Annotated in this window: 18 protein-coding genes; 6 read left to right on the forward strand and 12 right to left on the reverse strand. The window is 65.2% G+C overall.

All coding sequences use genetic code 11. The features are described from left to right. Positions 1-5: 5 nt before the first annotated feature. The 7 genes from ABKS89_RS17170 to ABKS89_RS17200 all read right to left on the reverse strand — a co-directional run bounded on the left by ABKS89_RS17170 (position 6) and on the right by ABKS89_RS17200 (position 10,783). Positions 6-1,304 carry an SEL1-like repeat protein gene (locus ABKS89_RS17170; protein ID WP_348586246.1) on the reverse strand — a complete coding sequence of 433 codons (1,299 nt, stop codon included), beginning with the start codon at positions 1,302-1,304 and terminating at the stop codon, positions 6-8. Further along, complete coding sequence (locus ABKS89_RS17175) at positions 1,304-3,217, reverse strand: Tle5 family T6SS lipase effector (RefSeq protein ID WP_348586248.1); 1,914 nt, start codon at positions 3,215-3,217, stop codon at positions 1,304-1,306. The genes ABKS89_RS17170 and ABKS89_RS17175 overlap by 1 nt, the downstream gene beginning before the upstream one ends. Continuing rightward, positions 3,214-5,925 carry a type VI secretion system Vgr family protein gene (locus ABKS89_RS17180; protein ID WP_348586250.1) on the reverse strand — a complete coding sequence of 904 codons (2,712 nt, stop codon included), beginning with the start codon at positions 5,923-5,925 and terminating at the stop codon, positions 3,214-3,216. The genes ABKS89_RS17175 and ABKS89_RS17180 overlap by 4 nt, the downstream gene beginning before the upstream one ends. Positions 5,926-6,149: 224 nt before the next feature. Next, the gene (locus tag ABKS89_RS17185; RefSeq protein ID WP_348586252.1) at positions 6,150-7,259 is read right to left on the reverse strand and encodes an alkene reductase; all 1,110 of its coding nucleotides are present in this window, start codon (positions 7,257-7,259) and stop codon (positions 6,150-6,152) included. 200 nt (positions 7,260-7,459) lie between these two features. Beyond that, the gene (locus ABKS89_RS17190) at positions 7,460-7,771 is read right to left on the reverse strand and encodes a DUF2388 domain-containing protein (RefSeq protein WP_348586254.1); all 312 of its coding nucleotides are present in this window, start codon (positions 7,769-7,771) and stop codon (positions 7,460-7,462) included. Continuing rightward, on the reverse strand, positions 7,765-8,211 hold the full coding sequence (locus tag ABKS89_RS17195) for an N-acetyltransferase (RefSeq protein ID WP_348587591.1): 447 nt from the start codon (positions 8,209-8,211) through the stop codon (positions 7,765-7,767). Before ABKS89_RS17195 ends, ABKS89_RS17190 begins: the two co-directional genes overlap by 7 nt. A gap of 112 nt (positions 8,212-8,323) precedes the next feature. Next, entirely contained in the window at positions 8,324-10,783 is a 2,460-nt protein-coding gene (locus ABKS89_RS17200) for a glycogen/starch/alpha-glucan phosphorylase (RefSeq protein WP_348586255.1), read from the reverse strand. A gap of 246 nt (positions 10,784-11,029) precedes the next feature. Here ABKS89_RS17200 and ABKS89_RS17205 point away from each other — a divergent pair, with 246 nt between their 5' ends. Further along, a complete protein-coding gene (locus tag ABKS89_RS17205) occupies positions 11,030-11,407 on the forward strand; it encodes a Rho termination factor N-terminal domain-containing protein (RefSeq protein ID WP_138214328.1) in 378 nt (125 codons plus the stop codon). Positions 11,408-11,456: 49 nt separating this feature from the next. Continuing rightward, positions 11,457-11,786: an ElaB/YgaM/YqjD family protein gene (locus tag ABKS89_RS17210; protein WP_138214329.1), complete on the forward strand. Its 330-nt coding sequence runs from the start codon at positions 11,457-11,459 to the stop codon at positions 11,784-11,786. Positions 11,787-11,840: 54 nt separating this feature from the next. Here the strand turns inward: ABKS89_RS17210 and ABKS89_RS17215 are convergent, their stop codons facing one another. The 3 genes from ABKS89_RS17215 to ABKS89_RS17225 all read right to left on the reverse strand — a co-directional run bounded on the left by ABKS89_RS17215 (position 11,841) and on the right by ABKS89_RS17225 (position 12,906). Further along, positions 11,841-12,017, reverse strand: a complete 177-nt coding sequence (locus ABKS89_RS17215; protein ID WP_138214330.1) for a metallothionein — start codon at positions 12,015-12,017, stop codon at positions 11,841-11,843. 107 nt (positions 12,018-12,124) lie between these two features. Next, complete coding sequence (locus tag ABKS89_RS17220; RefSeq protein ID WP_138214331.1) at positions 12,125-12,571, reverse strand: phosphotransferase system, HPr-related protein; 447 nt, start codon at positions 12,569-12,571, stop codon at positions 12,125-12,127. 104 nt (positions 12,572-12,675) lie between these two features. Further along, complete coding sequence (locus ABKS89_RS17225; RefSeq protein WP_138214332.1) at positions 12,676-12,906, reverse strand: hypothetical protein; 231 nt, start codon at positions 12,904-12,906, stop codon at positions 12,676-12,678. 423 nt (positions 12,907-13,329) lie between these two features. On the opposite strand from ABKS89_RS17225, the gene ABKS89_RS17230 reads away from it, so the two are divergent. Further along, positions 13,330-13,689 (forward strand): DUF3509 domain-containing protein, encoded by a 360-nt coding sequence (locus tag ABKS89_RS17230; RefSeq protein WP_138214333.1) that lies wholly within the window; start codon positions 13,330-13,332, stop codon positions 13,687-13,689. Between the two features lie 20 nt (positions 13,690-13,709). Beyond that, a complete protein-coding gene (locus ABKS89_RS17235; RefSeq protein WP_171039405.1) occupies positions 13,710-13,862 on the forward strand; it encodes a hypothetical protein in 153 nt (50 codons plus the stop codon). Positions 13,863-13,901: 39 nt separating this feature from the next. Here the strand turns inward: ABKS89_RS17235 and ABKS89_RS17240 are convergent, their stop codons facing one another. After that, positions 13,902-15,035, reverse strand: a complete 1,134-nt coding sequence (locus tag ABKS89_RS17240) for a YbdK family carboxylate-amine ligase (RefSeq protein ID WP_348586257.1) — start codon at positions 15,033-15,035, stop codon at positions 13,902-13,904. Positions 15,036-15,267: 232 nt separating this feature from the next. On the opposite strand from ABKS89_RS17240, the gene ABKS89_RS17245 reads away from it, so the two are divergent. Further along, entirely contained in the window at positions 15,268-16,641 is a 1,374-nt protein-coding gene (locus ABKS89_RS17245) for an iron-containing redox enzyme family protein (RefSeq protein WP_348586258.1), read from the forward strand. Beyond that, a complete protein-coding gene (locus ABKS89_RS17250) occupies positions 16,638-17,588 on the forward strand; it encodes a methyltransferase (RefSeq protein ID WP_348586260.1) in 951 nt (316 codons plus the stop codon). The genes ABKS89_RS17245 and ABKS89_RS17250 overlap by 4 nt, the downstream gene beginning before the upstream one ends. Before the next feature lie 271 nt (positions 17,589-17,859). Here the strand turns inward: ABKS89_RS17250 and katE are convergent, their stop codons facing one another. Continuing rightward, a complete protein-coding gene (katE, locus tag ABKS89_RS17255) occupies positions 17,860-20,010 on the reverse strand; it encodes a catalase HPII (RefSeq protein ID WP_348586261.1) in 2,151 nt (716 codons plus the stop codon). Between the last annotated feature and the right edge of the window lie 9 nt (positions 20,011-20,019).

A 20,019-nucleotide genomic window follows, 5' to 3' on the forward strand; every position in this document is an offset into this window, starting at 1 on the left:
CGGCCCTAGGCATCCCCGAGCAGTATCCATCTGACGTATTCGGGGCCGACGGCGACCTTTTTCGGGAGAGGCCAAAGGCGAGTCTCACGACGTTCGAGCACCAGCGTCGGCAAGGTGTCGCCTTGCTGGAAGCGGCGCAGGGTCTTGCCTTCAACGGTGATCCAGGAGAAGGACACATCCATGGCCTGCCAGTAGCCGCTGCGTGGGCAGGCTTCGCCGCTGACGCAGATGGGTGGGTCAGGGAATGACGGAAGGCGAACGAAGTTGGGAGACTCGGGAGTTGGCCGACCGGTGGCGGGATCGAGGTGTTTGTCCTTGGCCAGTTGCTGGATCAACGCTTCGCTGGGCTTGGGCGGCGGGATATTGGCCTTGCGTTCTTCCAGCCATTGCAGCTTGCCGTCCCACGGCGGCAGCTTGGCAGGTGGCAGCGGGAGAATGTCGTTGATCTCAGGGACTTTTGGGGAGGCATAGGAGTAATTCCCGAGTACTTTGCCTATTTCTTTATATCGTTCAGCGCGCTCAGTATCTATGTGTTGATCCAGATAGTTCAGTCGATCATCTGCACTTGGACCACGGAACCCCTGATCTAAAGCATAAGCAGCCGTTTCGTTACCCGCCTCGACGCCTAGCTGGAATACCTCCAGCGCCTCACGGTAGAGCCCGCTGATTTGAAGGGAAATTCCAAGGGCCAGTGCGGCTTTCCCCTCTCCCTGCTCGGCAGCACAACGAAACATCTGCACCGCCACTTGTGGAGCTGCAGCCTTGGGCTCTAGTTTCTCACCTACATAGAACTGCGCCTCGGGGCTGCCCATATCGGCAGCCTTGCGGTAATACCGCAGCGCCATGTCCTTGTCTGCCTTCAGCCCCAGTGCCCCCTGTTGCAGGGCGATGGCGATAAAGGCATAACCAGCACCGACCTTGGCATCAATCAACTCCTCGGCCAGGCGTAGGTGTTCGGCGGTGCGTAGCTTGAACGTGCCCTGCATGGAGCCGTTCTGCAGGTTGATACTGGCCTTGGCATGGCCATGTTCGGCTGCAATGCGGTAGAGGCGTTCCACCTGAACATCCACGGCTGGGTCTTCGTTGAGCTGGTTGTTCTTCTGCAACCAGCGGGCGTAATGGAACAGCAAGTCGCTGTCCGCCGTGGGTGTCGGGAACTCTTCGTGCTTGCAGGTGAAGGCCAGGTTGGCGCGAGTCTGGGTGAGCGGGTCCACGGCGATTTCCTTTGGTGGGGCATTGACGGTGCTGCTGCCCGAATCACAGGCAGCAAGCAACAGGCAGGCGAGCAGGAGAAGACGGTGCATCAGTCCTTGTTCTCCAGTTCGATGGGGTCGAAGAAGAACTCGATGATGGGGGCTTCAGTGGGAAGGCTGGCTGCTTGAAGCCTCTTGTTTGTCGCCATGATCCGTTCCCAAGCCTTAAACGCCTCTCCAGGATCATCCTGCGCCCCCTTCCCATTGGTATGCAGATCCCACAATCGCCGCCGCATGGGTTGCGTCACGCCCATTTCCTCGTGGGCGATATTCATCTCGCTGTCCACCTGCATGCTGCGGGTGTTGATGTTGGCCGAGCCGTGGGTGGTGAAGACGTCGTCGATGATCATCAGCTTGGAGTGGATGTACACCGGCATCCAGGCGCCGGGAGGCGAGTCCTTGGCGACCAGGGAGCAGATATGGATTTTCAGGCCGGGCCGTTCCGGTGGGCGCTTGATCTCGCTGCGGATGATGGCGTCGATTTCCTCCTCAAGGTCTTTCTTGCGTTGGGGTGCCTGTTCGTCGGCCTGGCGTTGGGCGTCCCGCGCTCTCCCGCCCAGATCCGTCCCCTGCAAGGCATCGGGCAGTGCCGTCACCAGTTCGGTGACCTTGCCTTCGAGGCGCTCATGCCAGGCCGGCTCCAGTTCGGCGGCGCGTTGCTTGGCCTGTTCGATGCGGCGTAGCTTGGTCACGATCGGCATGCCGTCTTCGCGGCCCAGGCGTTCGAGCATGCGCTGGGTGTTGGCGATGCCGGGGCCCACACCTTCCTTGTTGGCGTTGGTGACCACGAACAGGTGCAGCGCGCCATGTTCGCCGGGCTCGCGGCCTTTTTTGGTCTGCTTCTTTGCGGTTTCCAGAATGACATCGGCCAGTGCCGGCCAACGGAAGTACTGGTTTTCGATGTAGATGAACTGGGTGGCGTTGTTGACCGTTTGTAGGTAGAGCTTCTCGATATCGCGCTTTGGCTTGTCCTCCTGGGCCTGGGTGCGCAGGAGCTGGGCCATCAGCAGCGCTTCATCGCGGGCAGGAGCAGGCCGCAATTGACGGGCGACCAGGGTGTCGTTGCGTTGTACAAACAGATCCTCGCCAGTCTGCCGACGCCAGGCAGAAGCGAAGTTGTGGTGCAGGTGAGCGAGTATCGGGCCGGTGACGCGGCTGGAAATATCCTGCCGTGGTAGCGATCCTCTCGGCCCTTTGTTTGGTGCAGGCACATCGGAGGTGCGGCCCTTGGCCGAGTGCTGGTCGGTATCCCAGTATTCATCGAGCATGTTGTGGCCCATGACGAAGCCAACGGCGCGCTCGGGGATTTCGTAGTCGACCAGGACAGTCTTCTGATGATGGGTGGTGGCTACACCCAGCGAAACCAACGTCATTTTGCTGAGGTCAGGGTCGAGGCTATGCAACTTGGCTTGGTAGACGATTTCAGCGCGTTGCAGCAGGTTAAAGCCACGACTGGCAAAAACCGGACAGGCTTTGGTCCAGGACGCTGCCTCAATGCCCACTGCGGAGCATTCCTGAAACCAACTCCGGTCGTACGCATATTGCTCGTCCGAGGATGTTTGTCCCGCGCGATCCTTTATCCCTATCACGTGCTTATGCGGCAGGTTGGATTCTCCAAAGGCACCTGCAAGGTTGTAAGGCGCCTCCCAGCCCAAAATACGCACCCGAACCGGGTTGTTCTTGTCCTTCGCCTTGGCCATCAACAGCTCCCCGATACTGGGAGCATTGCCATCTCGAATGAAATACATCGACGGCTGGAAGCCCCAGCAGATGATGTCGACCGACCTGGTTGCCTTGGCAATGGCCTCATGCACGGCGCGGAAGGCCTCTTCGCCATTGATCAGCGGTTTGTAGCTGGCAGGTCTGGGCTTGTACTCGGTGCCTGTGACGAACCAGGGAGAATTGCAGGTGATTTCATTGCCGTATTGCAGTGCCAGAGGCACGACGATTTCGCAGGTTGTCATGACTGGTCTCCCGCTCGTTTGGCGATGTCTTTCAGCAAGTCGGCGTAGTCGGTGCGATGGTCGGTATGCTGCGAGGGCGGGCCGATCTCGGGATCATCGGAAGGCGACGGGTGATTCTGCAGACCGAGGCTGGCCAGCCGTCCCTGTTCCGGATTGCTGTAATCGTCGGGCACCGGAATTCGGTAGCTGACGCCGTTGGCCAGCTCCAGGCGGTACTGCCGGGTAACGACCTGGTGCTCGAAGGCGAGGTAGCCGGTCTTGTCCAGTACGCCTTGCTGCAGTGGCGCCCCATCGGCAAACAGGGTGTAGGGCATGCCGGCCCAGGTTGACTGCGTTGCGGTGGGTGCTCGTGAAATACGCAGTTTTACGCGCGCCACGGACTGGAGCTTCGGGTAGTCCGGATGGGTTGCCGGCATACTGGCGGGCCCACGCAGGGAGAAGTGCGCGGCCTTGATGTTGAAGTCACCACGGGTGCCCGATTCGATGCGGTACGGGTCGAGAGTGATGTAGCTGCCGCCTGCGTTGAGGGTGATTTTCTTCTTCGCGACGATATGCACCTCATCCTCGGTGCTGGTGATTTCCAGGCCGTGGCGGGCGAGCAGTTCCAGCTTGTCGTTCTGCGCCTGCACGATCACCGGGCCCTGGTTGGCGAAGAGCTTCATGCCCATCTTCCTGGCGAACAGTCCGATGCCTTCGCCGACTGCCGCGGTGAAACGCCTGGCGACGCTGATATCCATGTTGGCGCCAGCGGTGGCGATCAGGTTTTCCCCTGCCGCCAGTTGCAGGTGTCCGCCGCTGGTGGCGGCGATGCCGTCGGGTGCCGACGCGAGGATGCCCGGTTCGCGAAGCAGTTCGAGCGCGGCCTTGAGTTGTTCCGGGGCGTATTGGTCGGGCTCGTGTGTCACGGCCAGCGCGGCGTCGCGGGCCATGGCGCGGACCTGCTCCAGGGCTTGTTCCAGCTCACGAACGGCCGCCTGCATGTCCAGCGTCTGACCCTGTGCGCCGGGCTGGGCGTCGGCGCTGATGAACAGGCCCTTGCCGGCGCGCACCGTGCCCCAACCGTCGGTGCGCAGTTCGAAACCTTCGCCGCGCTGCTGCCGTTGCGCATCCACCAGATGGCCGAGATTCAGCTGGCTCTTGCCGCTGTATTCGGTGGACAGCTTGATGTGCTCTTTGCCGCGCGAGTCATCCAGGCGCAGCTTGTTGTTGGCCGGTGTGCGCAGGACATTGCGCTTGTAATTTTTCAGCGTGACATGGTCCGGGCGCCGCGAGTCGTGGAAGGCGTAGGCGATATACGGGCGGTCGGGGTCCCCGTTGCCGGCGAACGCCACGCGCACCTCCGTGCCCTGGATCAGTGGCAGGTGCAGGCCATAGGTGTCGCCCGAATAGGGGCGTGCTAGGCGCAACCACATTGACTCCCGGCCTGCGGGCCAGGTATCGCGATCGAACAAGAAGTGGACCTTGTAGCGGCCTTCCATGTCGATGTGGGCATAGAGGTCATTCGGCTCGGGGCTGGTAATGCGGGCCGGTATGGTGCCAGCGATCACCGGCTTGGCCGGTACTTCCGGGCGGAAGCAGACCTGCTCGTCGTAGGGGATGGCTTCGAACTGCACTTCGAAGCTGCGGTCGCGGGCGGCGCTGCTGTGCAGGCGGACGATCACCGCGCCCGGTGCGAAGTTCTTGTCCACGCCGTCGAGCTTGAGTATCTGCCCGGGTAGCAGCGCGGGGCTGCTGGTGTGGCCGGTTAGACGCGTGCGTTCGTTGAGGTAGCGTTCATGGGCGAGGCGAGCGTAGAAGTAGCCGCTTTCGCTTTCCAGGTCTTCGTCCTGGGCGTAGGCGTCGCCGAGTTTCTGGTGGGGCTCGCCGTAGTGGTAAGCCTCACCGTAGGTGGTTTTCGGCGACTTGAGCAGATCGACGTTGGCGTCCAACTCGGCGCCGGCATCGCGGTAGTAGTAGGCGCGGTTGCTGACTCTCTGCACGACCCCTTCATGGTTGTCTTGCAGGCCCCAGACGGCATCCTGGCCGCTCGACTCCAGCGCTGACAGCGGGCGCAACGGCAAGGGTGGCGCGGGCAGGTAATGGCGCTGGTCGTCGTGAAATTGCACGACCTCGATGCGCAGGCGCTCGTCCATGCTGAAGCCGTACCAGATGCCCACTTCGGCGGTCAGGCGCTGGATGAGCGCCAGATCATCCTCGTCGTACTGCATCACCTGTTCGCGCTGGGGGTACTCGCGGGTCAGTTCGAAGAGGAAGTCCTGCCCTTCGAACTGGTTACGCCGCAGCACCTGCTCGACGATCTCCGGCACGCTCTGGTTCTGGTAAATGCGGTACTGGCGGGCGAGGCCCAGCAGCTTCAGACGGGGAACGAAAGTCACCTCGTAGCGGGATTCGTCCCGTGACATGGACAGCAGGGAAAAGCGGCTGATCGTGCCGTACAGCGTGCGCAGGGGCAGAGCGATCGGCGGCGTGTAGCCGGGAATGCCCAATTGCTCGGGCGGTGCGCGCAGGCTGAAGCTGGCGTCCTTGCAGAGGAAGGCGTCGGCGTCGAGGTCGCGGTGAGTGCTGGTGAACTCGATGCGGTAGGTGAAGGGCTGGCTGAGCGCTTCATCGCCGCTGAAGGCCAGGATATCGAGCGGCGCGTCAACGTCCCTGACGCTGAGGGTATGACGACTGTGATCGAAGAAGCGGTGGGCGGCATCGATGAGCATGGCGGGCGTCCGTTCCGGGGAGAACGTCGATCCCACCAGTTAGGCTGCGGCCTTGTCAGTCAGCCCCGTCCGTAAAGTCCGTGTGAACTTGCGCCAAACCACTGACTACCATGCAGGTCAGGTAGCTTGGCTGTACTCGCTGGTGCTGCATCTTGCGATGCAGCACCAGCGAGTGTCCGTGAGGACACATTCTCGGATTCCTGTCTTTAAGGCAGTAATGCAGGTCAGGCAGTCAGGCGCGGGTAATCGATGAGGCCGTGGGCACCGCCGCCGAACAGGGTTTCGCGCTGGTGCGTGTTGAGCGGTGCGCCCAGGCGCAGGCGTTCGGGCAGGTCGGGGTTGGCGACGAAGGGCCGGCCGAAGGCGATCAGGTCCGCCCAGCCTTCATTCAGCGCGGCGGTCGCACGCTCGGCGGTGTACTTACCGGCGTAGATCAGCGCGCCGGGGAACACTTCGCGCAGGCGGCGCTTGAACTCCAGCGGCATGTGCGGGGCGTCGTCCCAGTCGGCTTCGGCGATGTGGATGTAGCCCACGCCGATCTCGCCCAGCAGGCTTGCGGCCGCGAGGTAGGTGGTTTCCGGGTCGGCATCGGAACAGCCGTTCAGGGTGGTCAGCGGTGCCAGGCGGATGCCGACGCGGCTCTTGTTGCCGGTACCTTCCACTAGCGCCTGGGCCACTTCAGCGAGGAAGCGCAGGCGGTTCTCCAGCGAGCCGCCGTACTGGTCGGTGCGGTCGTTGGCGCTGGAGTCGATGAACTGGTTGACCAGGTAGCCGTTGGCGGCGTGCAGCTCGACACCGTCGAAACCGGCGGCCATGGCGTTGCGTGCGGCCTGGCGGTACTCGTCGACGATGGTGTGGATTTCCTCCACCTTCAGCGCGCGGGGCTTCGAGGCCTGGACGAAACCGGGAGTGCCGTCGCTCTCGGCGACGAACACATTGACGCCCTCAGCCTGCATTGCCGAGGAAGACACCGGCGACTGGCCGTCGAGCAGGCTGATATGGCTGAGCCGGCCGACGTGCCAGAGCTGAGCGAAGATGCGCCCGCCGGCGGCATGCACCGCCTGGGTGACCTTGCGCCAGCCGGCAACCTGGGCCGGGGTGTGGATGCCCGGAGTCCAGGCGTAGCCCTTGCCCAGCGGGGAAATCCAGGTGCCCTCGCTGACGATCAGGCCGGCGCCGGCGCGCTGGGCGTAGTACTCGGCCATCAGCTCGTTGGGCACGTCGCCCGGCTGGCTGGCGCGGGAGCGGGTCATCGGCGGCATGACGATGCGGTTGGGCAGCTCAAGCCCACCCAGGGAACAGGACTGGAACAGCGGGGATGCGTTGGTGGTCATGGCGGGACTCCTTCAGCGGCAAGAGGCGCGATCGGGAAGTCCGTGGGAGCCTTGGTGCAGCGCCGCGAACCACTCGATCGGTCGAATGGAAAGCAGTCTGCGGGCTTTGCCGGCGCAGATTAAGACGCCGTTTCGGCAAAATCATTTGATTCCAGCTCACGAATGCAAGCCGGATTGCTTCCCTGGAAGTGGAGAAAGCTTCAGCCCCGGCTGGCGATGGCCTGGGCCACCTGCAGGTCACTCAAGGGCGATTGCGGGTGCTCGCTGCGGTACAGGCGCAGGGCCTGTTCAAGTTGGGCGCCGTGAATATGCCCAGCGGAAGCAACGTAGGCCAGCGCGTCATCGCGGGCCTGCTGGTAGGCGCGCGGCGCCTGGCTGCTGGACTCGCTGACAGCGGCCGTGCCGAGGCTGGAGCCCACGGTGAAGTGGTCGGAAGAGTTGCCCTTGCCATCCATGGCAGTGGCGGGGCCGGCAGCGGCCAGCAGCAGCGCGGCAGCGCTTCTCTTCAGCATCCGCAGACCGCCGGACGCGCGGTCCAGCCCATGCGCATCTCGGGATACCCGGTGTGCTCGTCCTGGCGTTCCTCCAGCACCTCGAACCCGTGCCGCCGGTAGAACGCCACCGCGCCGGCATTGGCCGAATAGACCGCCAGTTCCAGCATCGGCAGGTGAACCTTGGCATCGCTCAGCAGATGCGAACCCAGCCCCTGGCCCTGGCATTCCGGGGCGACGAACAGTGCGGCCAGCGCGCCGTCATGCAGGCTGTAGAACCCGCTCACGCAGCCGTCGTTCTCGACCACCCGCGATGCGGCGGCGGGAAGATAGACGTCGCGCATGTCCTGCAGGCGCTGCTGCCAGAAATCGCTATCGATGAAGTCGTGGGCCTGCTGCGAAGCGCGTAGCCAGATATCCAGCACCCGCTCCATATCCTCGTCGCGAAAGTCACGGATCAGCATCGGAGTCGTCTCCCGGTCTTTGAAGTGCTCATGGCGTGGCGGGCGGCATCCTACACAAAGCGATCACCGCTGCGCTCCCCCGCGAACTGCCACCAATCGTCGCACCTTCTTATTGTGGTCCCGCCGGTACCTTCCAGATGTCCTGGGCGTACTCGCGGATGGTGCGGTCGGACGAGAACCAGCCGACCCGCGCGGTGTTGAGCATAGAAGCTTTCCACCAGCGCGAGGGTTTTCTCCAGAGTTGCTCGACGCGCTGCTGGGCATCCCAGTAGGCATCGAAGTCCGGACAGACCATGAAGCGGTCATCATGGCGCAGGCTGTCGACCAGCGCGGTGTAGCGCTGCGGGTCGTCCGGCGAGAACACGCCGCTGCTGACCGCCATCAGGGCCTCGCGCAGGCGCGGCGAATCGGCGATCTCGTTGTGCATCGCCAGCTCCCCTGCCCGCTTGCGCGCCTCCACCTGCTGCGCCTTGAGGCCGAAGATGAACATGTTTTCCGGGCCGATGCGTTCGCACATCTCGACGTTGGCGCCGTCCAGGGTGCCGATGGTCAGCGCGCCGTTGAGCGCGAACTTCATGTTGCTGGTGCCCGAGGCCTCCAGGCCCGCGGTGGAAATCTGCTCGGAGAGGTCCGCCGCCGGGATGATCGACTCGGCCAGGCTGACGTTGTAGTTGGGGATGAACACCACCTTGAGCAGGCCCCGTACCGTCGGGTCGGCGTTCACCGTGCGGGCGATATCGTTGGCCAGCTTGATGATGAGTTTTGCCAGCACGTAGCTGGGCGCCGCCTTGCCGGCGAAGATCTTCACCCGTGGCACGCGCTCCCTGGCGGGATCGTTGCGGATGTCCTGGTAGAGCGCCACGGTGTGCAGCAGGTTGAGCAACTGCCGCTTGTACTCGTGGATGCGCTTGACGTGCACGTCGAACAACGCGTCCGGGTCGACACGCAACCCCAGACGTTCCTCGATCAGCACGGCCAGGCGCTCCTTGGCATTGCGTCGCTGCTGGGCGAAGCGCTGACGCACGGTTGATTTCTCGGCATGGGCGGCCAGGTCGCGCAGGCGGCTCTCGGGGTTGTCGAGCAGGTCGGCGCCGAGGGTGTCCACCAGTAGCTCGGTGAGTTCCGGGTTGGTCTGGAACAGCCAGCGGCGGAAGGTCACGCCGTTGGTCTTGTTGCTGATGCGGTTCGGGTAGAGCCGGTGCAGGTCGCGGAATACGGTCTCACGCATCAGTTCGGTGTGCAGCGCGGACACGCCGTTGACGCTGTGCGAACCGAGGAACGCCAGGTTCCCCATGCGCACGCGGCGGCCGTGGTCCTCCTCGATCAGCGAGACCGAGCGCAGCAGGGCGAAGTCGTGGATGTCCTTGGCGCGCAGGGCGTCGATGTGGAAGGCGTTGATCAGGTAGATGATCTGCATGTGCCGTGGCAGCAGGCGCTCCATCAGCCCCACCGGCCAGGATTCCAGCGCCTCGGGCAGCAGCGTGTGGTTGGTGTAGGACAGGGTCGCCACGGTGAGTTCCCAGGCGTCGTCCCAGTCCAGCCCGCGCTCGTCCAGCAGCAGGCGCATCAGCTCGGCCACGGCGATGGCCGGGTGGGTGTCGTTGAGCTGGATGGCCACCCGCTCGGGCAGGCCATGGACGTCCTCGCCCTTGCCCAGGTGGCGCTGCATCAGATCCTGCAGCGAGGCGGCGACGAAGAAGTACTCCTGGCGCAGGCGCAGCTCCTGCCCGGCCTCGGTGCTGTCCGCCGGGTAGAGCACGCGGGAGATGCTTTCCGCGCGCACGGTGTCGGCCACCGCGCCCAGGTGGTCGCCGGCGTTGAAGCGGTCAAGCTTGAGGGTTTCCTCGGCGCGGGCGCGCCACAGGCGCAGGGTGTTGACGCTGGCGGTCCGCCAGCCCACCACCGGCATGTCGTAGGCCACCGCGCGGACCCGCTCCAGCGGTTCCCAGCGCTGGCGCTCGACGCCGTTGGCGTCCGGCTCGCTGTAGACGCTGCCGCCGAAGCCGACGCTGTAGGCGGACTCGGGCCGTTCGAATTCCCAGGGGTTGCCGAAGTCCAGCCAGGTTTCGGTGTGTTCCTGCTGCCAGCCGTCGCCGATTACCTGCTTGAACAGCCCGTGCTCGTAGCGGATGCCATAGCCGTGGGCGGGAATATCCAGCGTCGCCATGCTCTCCATGAAGCACGCCGCGAGCCGCCCGAGGCCGCCATTGCCCAGCGCCGCGTCGGGCTCCAGCAGGCGGATGCGCTCCAGGTCCACGCCCAGTTCCGACAGGGCCTGGCGCGCCACGTCGAGCAGGCCGAGGTTGCTCAGGTTGTCGATCAGCAGGCGGCCGATGAGGAACTCCAGGGAAAGGTAATACACGTGCTTGCGACCGCTGCGGTCGATGGCACGGGTGGTCTCCTCCCAGTTGTCCACCTGGTACTTGCTGGTGGCCAGGGCCACGGCCTCGAACCAGTCGTGGTCGAAGGCGTCGGCCGGGTCCTTGCCCACCGCGTAGCGCAGGCGGGTCAGCACGGCGTGCTTGAAGGTCTCGACGTCCGATTGATCGGGAATGCTGTCCAGGGCCATTGCCGTCTCCTCTTGCTGTCGCTGACTGTTTGCCGGTGGCGGCGGGCGCAAAGCGCCCCAGTGCATCTGTCCGCGAGGGAAACGCCGAGTTCAGACCTTTTCCCCCACCGGCACGGCCCGTTCATCAGAAACGCCGAACGTTCGGCGACGAGCGGTTTCTCCCCACTGTGGCTCGCGTTTGCGGGCCAGGCGCTCGAAGAGCGCCGCAAAGCAGCAGAGTGACGCAGCAGAGAAAGGAGAACAGCCATGCCACGCGGCGACAAAGACAAGTACACCGACAAGCAGAAGCGCAAGGCCGAACACATCGAGGAAAGCTACGAAAGCCGGGGCGTCCCCAAGGACCAAGCAGAGGCCCGCGCCTGGGCCACGGTGAACAAGCAGTCCGGCGGCGGCGAACGCAGCGGCGGCTCGGGCCAGCAGAAAAGCGCACCGGCCAAGGCCGCCGCGCGGCGCAGTTCGGCCAAGCGGGCCGTGGCCACCCGGCATGGCGTGCCGCGCCCGGACCAGCCGCTGGAGTCGATGACCCGGGCCGAGCTGCTCAATCGCGCCCGCACCCGGCACATCGTCGGCCGCTCGGGCATGCGCAAGCAGCAGCTGATCGACGCGCTGCGCAAGGCCGCGTGATACCGGCATACCTGCCATTCCGAACCACAAGCAATCAAGGAGACATGCCATGGGCAGCTATCGATGGTTCCCTTCCCTCCACACCTCGACCCGCAACAGTGGCTTGCGGGAACTGCAAGCGCTGGTGAACGACCTGGAGGGCCTGCTGGAAAGCGGCCGCGACCTGACCGTCGACCAGCTACCGGACTTCAAGGCCCGGTTGCGTGACCTGGTGGACGAGAGCCGCGAGACCAGCGACCACCTGGTCCAGCGCAGCCGCCGGGCCATCCAGGCCAGCGGCGAATATGTTGGCGAACACCCCTGGCAGACCGCGGCGGTGCTGGCCGCTGCCGCCGGCATTCTTGCCGCGGCCTGTGCCTTGAGTCGCAACCACCACTGACGGCGGCGGGCGGTGCTCCACGGCCAGCCGTCGAGCACCGCCCCGTACAGCAGGTCAGCCGCGTGGCGGCTTCTGTTCGCCGCAATGGCAGTGCGTGTCCTGGCAGCGTTTTTCGCCGTCCGGGTGGCCGTCGGCGCAGGCCTGGCAGCAATAGGCGTGGCCTTCGCGGTAGACAGCCGTGGCACCCAGGCTGCAGGAGCAGCCGGGGCAGGAGCAGCGTTGAGCGTTCATGGGCACCTCCTCCGGGTCCGGGGTGGACTCCCTGGGTAGGCTGACGGCGACAGGGCTTGGTTCAGGCTATTTCACCGACGGCGCGCCGTCCTTTCGCACCTGGCGGCTCACTGCTCCTCGTCGGGGTCGCTGTCGTCCCAGGGCTTGCCGTCCAGCGGGCGCACGCGGCCTTCCTCGGCTTCATCGAGGCCGATGCCGCCGCCGATCTCGCTTTCGCGGCGGATGTGCAACTGCTGGTCCGCCGCGGTGCTGTCGGCCGGGTCCAGCGGCGATTCCGTGCCGTCCTCGTCGATCAGGGTTTCCGGTGCCAGGTCATCCATGCTCACGCCATCTTCCACGGCGCTGTCGCCGAGGGTCTCGCCACCGGTCAGACCCATCTCGCGACGGCGCTGCGCGGGAAACTCGCGTTCCACGTCCTCAGGCGAACGCTCGTCGCCGATGCGCCCTTCGGGGCCCTTCTCGAAATCCAGTTCACGCACGCTGCCCATGCGGTCTTCGGTATCGTCGATCTCGATGTGCTGCGGGTTGGGTTCGCTCTTGGCGGAATGGCTCATGACACTGCCTCCAGGCTGGATGGTCCTCTGTGCGTTCAGGCCGGTTGAACCGAGGCACAAGGCTGGAGTTCAGGTTTTCTGCCGGCGCGACCGTTGCGCTGCCGTTATTGGTCGATAAAGCAGTTGATCAGTTCGAGCCCCAGGCTGCGCACGCGCACGGCGTTGCTCAACTCGTCGCCGTGGATACCGACGACGGTGGTGCGCGGCATGTCCGCCAGCTGGCTGCCAAGGCTGATGGAGTAGCTTCCGCCGGCCTCGCGGAAGCAGGAGAAACTGAACAGCGGATAGGCTTCGTGGAGTACCGCCTCCACATCCAGGCGTCGGAACTGCGTCATGCTCACCTCCCGTCCCCACTGCCAACGTGCCCGCCCGGCCCCGCCGGGGAAATGCTGGCGATTGGCCCAGGCGCCTGGACTTTCCGCAGCCGGCGCGCGCATAGCCAGAGGTGGCAAGGATTGCCGACAGCGTAGCGGTGCCCGAACCCTGCGCGGGTTTCGGACGGAAGGCTTCCCGGCTGCATGACGGCGCGGTGGCTGATCCGTGACTGCGCGCGAAGCGTCTGGCCGTGCATTTTCCAGCGCATTGCCGGTGCAACCTTGCACTTTGCTGATGACCAGGGGCCAGTACGCCCCGTCGAATTCCTGCAATAACAACCTGTTAAGCCGGTGAGACAGTTCCGCACGGTCTGGAACGCATGATGCAGCGTACCTGGCTCGAGCCAGCGCGCTGGCTTTTGCCAACCACCGGGAGGGAGAGACATGTCCAGCTGCCGCGACACTGCCATCGAACACCTGAGCCACCTGTTCACCGACTACCGTCCGCAGTTCTTCAACCGCCCCGACGGCACGGTGCTGATCAACCTGCGCAACGCCAGGGGCAAGCGCCTGATCTCCCGCGTCATCCAGCAGGAGGAGCAATCCAGCGCCGTGCTGCTGAACAACCTGGTGGAGCGCATCCGCCGCGACCTGATGACCATCGAGGGACCGCTGGAGGAAGACAACGTGGACTGGTTCCTCAAGCGCATCGAACTGCAGACCTTCGTCCCGGTGAACCCCACCCACCGACCGCGCAAGGTGGTGGTAGCCGGCGCCCGCCTGCGGGCCCTTTCCGGCAAATAGGCGCGGCCAGCGAGGCAACCATGAAGACACCCGTGGATACACCCGACCCCGATCCGAAAGTGACCCGCGAGGAGTCGCTGGAGGAACTGGTGGATATCGAACCGGAGGACAGCCGGCAGGAGCCGCACCTGTCCGCCGCCCATCAGGACGGCCTCAAGGAAGGGCCGGCATAAGTCGATACAGGGAAAGGGAAGGTATTCCGGTGGCCGTCGTCAGTCCAAGCAGTCGGGCGGCCGCCGGTTCTCTTCCTGCAGATGGCGCACCACCGCGCGCCACGCTGCCATTTCCGTTTTACCTTCGTCCAGAGCCGCCTTGCGGACCGCGCGCTGTCGGTCAGCGCTGCTGCCTTCCGCGATGATCGTGGCCGCACGCGCGAACAGTCGCTCCCCTTCGTCGTCCAGCCAGTCGCCGACGGCGAACTTCGCCCGTTCCAGCCACTGCCGCGCGCTGACCACCTGATCCTCCGCCAGCAGAAAGTGCCCGGCGCAGCCATGCCGGCGCGCCTGCCAGAAGTTCTCCGCCAGCAGCGCGCGTTGCCAGTCAGGGTCCGCAACAGCAGCCGCGCCGCGTGCCTGGGTCACCAGCAGGCGGAACAGGCCGGCAATGCACAGCGCGTCGTCGATTCGCGGGCTGGCGTCGCTGATGCGTAGCTCCAGGGTCGGGTAGCGCACCGAGGGCCGCAGGAACCACCAGGTGTGGCCGGGTTCGTCCATCAGGCCGTACTGCAAGAGCAAGGCAGCGTAGCGCCGCCACTGCGACTCATCGGTGAATGACGGCGGTGGCCCCATGCGCGGCCACTCCCCGCACAGCGACTGCCGATAACTGGCGAGCCCGGTATCGCCGCCTCCCCAGAACGGCGAGGACGCGCTCAGGACGAGCAGCAGCGGCATCCAGGGCAGCACGCGATTCATCACCTGCACCCGGTCGATGCCGCGTACCTCCACATGCACGTGCAGCCCACTGAGCAGGCTTTGCCGCGCCACCGTACCCTCCTCCTCGAACAGTCGCCGGTAGCGTGGGCGGAAGGCTGCGGACTGAAGGTGCAGACGGGTGAAGGGATGGGCCGCTACGCAGAGGGTTTCCAGGCCGTGGGACTGTGCGACCGCGCGCAGGGAGCGGCGGCGGGCATCGAGAAACTCGGCGGCTTCGTCGATCCGGCGCAGCACCGGGCTGACCAGTTCGTACTGGCATTCGAAGATTTCCTCCGCCACCTCCTCACCCAGCACACCGCGACAGGCGTGGGAAAAGCCCAGCGGCACCGCGCGGGCCAGGTCCAGGCTGGCGGGTTCAAGCAGGAAGAACTCCTCCTCGATACCGAATCGGGGCAGCGCGGGGCGTGCTGGCATGGCGAACCTCGCGGCGTGGCAGATATGGCTGGGACGCGGCGCGGCAGGCGGCGTTCAGTCTTTCTCCCACCACCGGAGCCGACCTGTACTACGCACCTGTGCGAGATCTCGGGCATGGCCCGCTCTTACCGGGGGACATCGACGCAGGACAGCTCGGCGTTTACTTGAAACCTTTGCCGGCCAGCCCACTCGCAGAAGAAAGCCTCCCACTTTCTCGCACGAGGAGCCCCGCATGACGCCACCCGCCTCCCGGAATGCTGTCGCCTCGTACCGCGAGCACAGTTCCACCCGCGACCTCTATCACGCCCTGCTACGCGCGCCGGAAGATCATCTGGAAGGCGCCGCCAACTTTCTCGAAACCCAGCTGGACCGGGAGAACGCCCGCGACGACGAGTTGCCCGCCGACCCGCAGCGCTGGACCGACTGGCTGGCCAACCGTGTCGCGCGCAGCGCCCAGGGCTATGCCGCCTACCTGCGCGACCGCCGCGAAGGCGCGCCACGCCGGCACTTCACCAACCGCTCCCACGCCCTGTACTTCCTCCAGGCCAGCGCCCCGACCAAGCGGGTGGACGGCGCCTGGCTCTACGGCGTACTCGAACACTGGAGCGATCCGCGCCTGTTGCCGCTGGTGCACACCTGCCTGGAGGAAATGGGCCACGGGATTCCCGCGCGCAACCATGTACTGATCTACCAGCGCCTGCTCGGCAGCCTCGGCTGCGATGCGCCGCCCGAGCTGAGCGACGCGCACTTCGTGCAAGGCACCCTGCAACTGGCGCTGGGCTATCTCGCCGACGACTACCTGCCCGAAGTGCTGGGCTACAACCTGGGCTACGAGGTGCCGCCGCTGCATCTGATGATCACCAGCGGCGAGCTGCGCGAACTGGGTATTGACCCGGAGTACTTCCGCCTGCACGTAACCATCGACAACGCCGCCACCGGCCACGGCCGCAAGGCGTTGCAGGCGCTGGAGGCCAACCTGCCGCAGTTGGCCGATCGCGGCGCCTTCCTGCGTCGCGTGCACGCCGGTTACCGCCTCAATGACACGGGCCTTTCCAACCAGCAGTTGCTCGATGGCTTCAACCTCCACGCCGAAGTGGTCGCCATGCTCGAACGCAAGCGGCCCTTCGCCAGGCAGATGCACGACGACCGTGCGCGCATCGGCGGGCGCACGGTGAACCAGTGGATGGCCGGGCCCGGACGCATGGGCGAATTTCTCGCCGCGCTGCAACAGCTGGGCTGGATCAAGCGTCACCAGGACCCTGCCCACAGTCGCCTCTGGAGCCTGATAGCCGGAGACAGCGCCGCCATGTTCGGCGTGTTCAACCCGTATGAGCGGCAATTGCTGCACGACTGGATCGCCGGCGACTGGAGTGAGCCGGCGCCGCACAATCCATGGAGCGGCAGCGAGAAGGCCAGCGCGGCGCAACCGTCGGTGCGCTCGGAGTTCGCCACCGAGGAGCGCGCCCTGCTCAACGAGCTATCCACCCTCTCGCCGCGCAACCGCATGCATCGCCTGGTCGCCCTGATGGCCCCGCATCGCCACTGGACGCCAGCCGGGCTGCTGGCCACGCGCATCTACACCGACAAACTGGGGATCGAACCATGACTTCATTCTTCGACACACGGCTCGAGGCGCTGGTCCCTCTCGGCCAGGAGCTGCAGGCGCAGGACTATCGCTTCACCACCGTCACGCCGGCGACCCATGCGCGGGTCAACTCCCGGCCGGAGAACCATGTGGCCGATGACCTGCAAGGCGTCTTCGGCTGGAGCCGGCTGTTCCCCGACGCGGTGGTCAGCGAGCGCATGCTCGCCCTGCTGGAAACCGGCGGCCTGCTGCAACGCCAGGACAGCCAATGGCGCAGCGCGGTGCGCTGGTCAAGCCTTGACGATCAGTTGTTCGCCCACTCCGCCTACCCGACGCTGGAGACCGACGCGGTGTTCTTCGGCCCGGACACCTACCGCTTTGCCCACGCCCTGCACCAGTACTTCCAGAGCGGGGAAGCCGGCAACGTGCGCCGCGCCGTGGATATCGGCTGCGGCGCCGGCCCCGGAGCCATCCTCATTGCCCAGGCCTTCCCGGAGGCGGAAGTCACCGCGGTGGACATCAACCCACGCGCGCTCGACTTCACCCGCGCCAATGCCTACCTCGCCGGCATCGATGACCTGCAAATCCGCCAGAGCAACCTGCTGGAGCGCATCGCCGGGCAGTTCGACCTGATAGTTGCCAACCCGCCCTACCTGCTCGACCCGGACGAACGCACCTACCGCCACGGCGGTGGCGAGTACGGCGGCGGGCTGTCGCTACGCATCGTCGAGACGGCGCTGCAACGTCTGAATGTGGGCGGCACGCTGCTGCTCTATACCGGCGCGGCCGTGATCAACGGCGATGCACCGCTGCGCCTGCAACTGGACGCATTGCTGGCCAACCGGCCGGTCAGCTGGCGCTACGAGGAAATGGACCCGGACGTCTTCGGCGAGGAACTGGACAGCTCCGCCTACCAGCAGGCCGAACGGATCGCCGCGGTGACGCTGACGGTCAAGCGGCTGGGCTGACTTGTAGGAGCGGGCCATGCCCGCGAACACTATTGCCGCGCATGCCGGAATGGCCGGTGTACACCACGGCAATCGCAGGCATGGCCCGCTCCTGCAGTCCAAGAGGCTCCGCGCGGCCGGCTACCCCTCACCCCAAAGGAGAGGGAGCCGATCGGCGTGCGAGGGAAGTACGAAGTCAGCTAGCCAACACAGGTAGTCCAGAACGCTCGGAACAGTCCCCTCTCCCGCTTGCGGGAGAGGGTTAGGGAGAGGGGCCTTTGTTCCCGCATGATCAAGCCGGAATCTTCGCCACCTGCGCCTCCCGTGCCCAGATGCGATGCTGCTTCAGCGCCGTCTCGAAGCCGGCGAACACCTCCGCCGCCGAGCCACCCTGAACGACGCCCTCGTCAGGCGACAAGCCGAGCTGCCCTGGCAGCGCCTGCGCATCGCCGGTGAAGGCCAGCGGCTTGAGGTGCTTGTAGGCCTCCAACAGGTAATGCAGCGCACGCCCATCACCACCTATCTGCTGGGTCGCCTTGACGCCACCGGGCACGAACACCGCATCGAACGCCACTGACGGCAGCCCATCCCAGCTCGCGTGGGGTACCAGCTGCGCTCCGCCCTCCGCCTTCACCGGCGAAGTGCTCGGCGCGACCAGCCTGGCGACTGCGCCGGCTTTCTCCAGCGCATCACGCAACTCGTTCACGTCGCGCTCGCTGACGCCATCGGCGATCAGGATCGCCACCTTGCGCGAACGGATATCACCGGCCAGCAGGTTGGCCTGGCTCAGTGCCGGGGAGGTTTTCGGCTGCGGCACCCTGGCGGCCTTGTGGGTCACCTTCACGCCAATCTGGCTGGCGACTTTCTCCGCCAGCTTCGGGCAGATGTTGGCAAGAATTTCGTTCACCTCGCGCTCGCGGATCGCCATGCGTTCCACCTTCGACAGCTCGAACACATAGGCCGAAGCGACGTGCCCCTGCTCCGACGCGCTGAGGCTGTGATAGAACAGCGCCGCCTGGGTGAAGTGGTCGGCGAAGGAGTCGGCGCGCACCCGCACCTTGGTTCCCGTCATCAGTTCGTGGTAGCTGCTGAAACCGCCCTGCCGCGCCGCCGCTGGCGTCTCCCTGGGCCAGCCGCCGTCGATGGAGTTCGGCTCATAGGCCGCGCGGCCCTTGTGCACAATGTGCTGGTGCAGGCCGTCGCGCTGGTTGTTGTGGAACGGGCACAGCGGCTGGTTGATCGGAATCTGGTTGAAGTTCGGCCCGCCCAGGCGCAGCAACTGGGTGTCGGTGTAGGAGAACAGCCGGCCCTGCAGCAGCGGGTCGTTGCTGAAGTCGATGCCGGGGACGATATGACCGGGGTGAAAGGCGGCCTGCTCGGTCTCGGCGAAGAAGTTGTCCGGGTTGCGGTTGAGCACCATGCGTCCGAGCAGCTTCACCGGCACCAGCTCCTCGGGCACCAGCTTGGTCGGGTCGAGCAGGTCGAAGTCGAACTTGTCCGCATCGGCCTCGGGGATCACCTGTACGCCCAGCTCCCATTCGGGGTAGTCACCGCTCTCGATGTCATCCCACAGCGCGCGGCGGTGGAAGTCCGGGTCCTTGCCGGCGAGCTTCTGCGCCTCGTCCCAGAGCAGCGAACAGACGCCGGACTTCGGCCGCCAGTGGAACTTCACCAGCGAACTTTCCCCGGCGGCATTGATCAGCCGGAAGCTGTGCACGCCAAAGCCCTGCATGCTCCGCAGGGAGATGGGAATCGCCCGGTCGGACATGGCCCACATGACCATGTGCGCGGACTCCGGGGTGAGCGAGACGAAGTCCCAGAAGGTGTCATGGGCCGAACCGCCGGTAGGCATCTCGTTGTGCGCCTCGGGCTTCACCGCATGGACGAAGTCGGGAAACTTGATGGCGTCCTGGATGAAGAACACCGGCATGTTGTTGCCCACCAGGTCGTAGTTGCCCTCGTCGGTGTAGAACTTCACCGCAAAGCCGCGCACGTCGCGCACGGTGTCCGCCGAGCCACGCGGGCCCTGCACGGTGGAGAAGCGCACGAACACCGGCGTCTGCTTGCCGGCCTTGCCGAGGAAGGACGCCCTGGTCAGCGCGCTGCAGTCCTCGTAGCACTCGAAGTAGCCATGGGCCGCTGCGCCACGGGCATGGACGATGCGCTCGGGAATCCGCTCGTGATCGAAGTGGGTGATCTTCTCCCGCAGGATGAAATCTTCCAGCAGCGAGGGCCCGCGCTCACCGGCGCGCAGGCTGTTCTGGTTGTCGGCGATGCGCACGTTGGTGTTGGTGGTCAGCGCCTTGCCGGTGGCGTCCTCGCGGTAGCGCTCCAGCTGGTCGAGCTTGTCGTTGTGGTTGCCGCGGTCGATGGTGTCGGTGCCCGCCAGTTCGCTGTGCTTGCCGGCTTCTTTGCCAGCTTCTCTGCCATGTTGTTTGGCCATGAAGGTTCA

It is taken from the genome of Pseudomonas sp. LABIM340 (assembly GCF_040017195.2).
Classification (GTDB): domain Bacteria; phylum Pseudomonadota; class Gammaproteobacteria; order Pseudomonadales; family Pseudomonadaceae; genus Pseudomonas.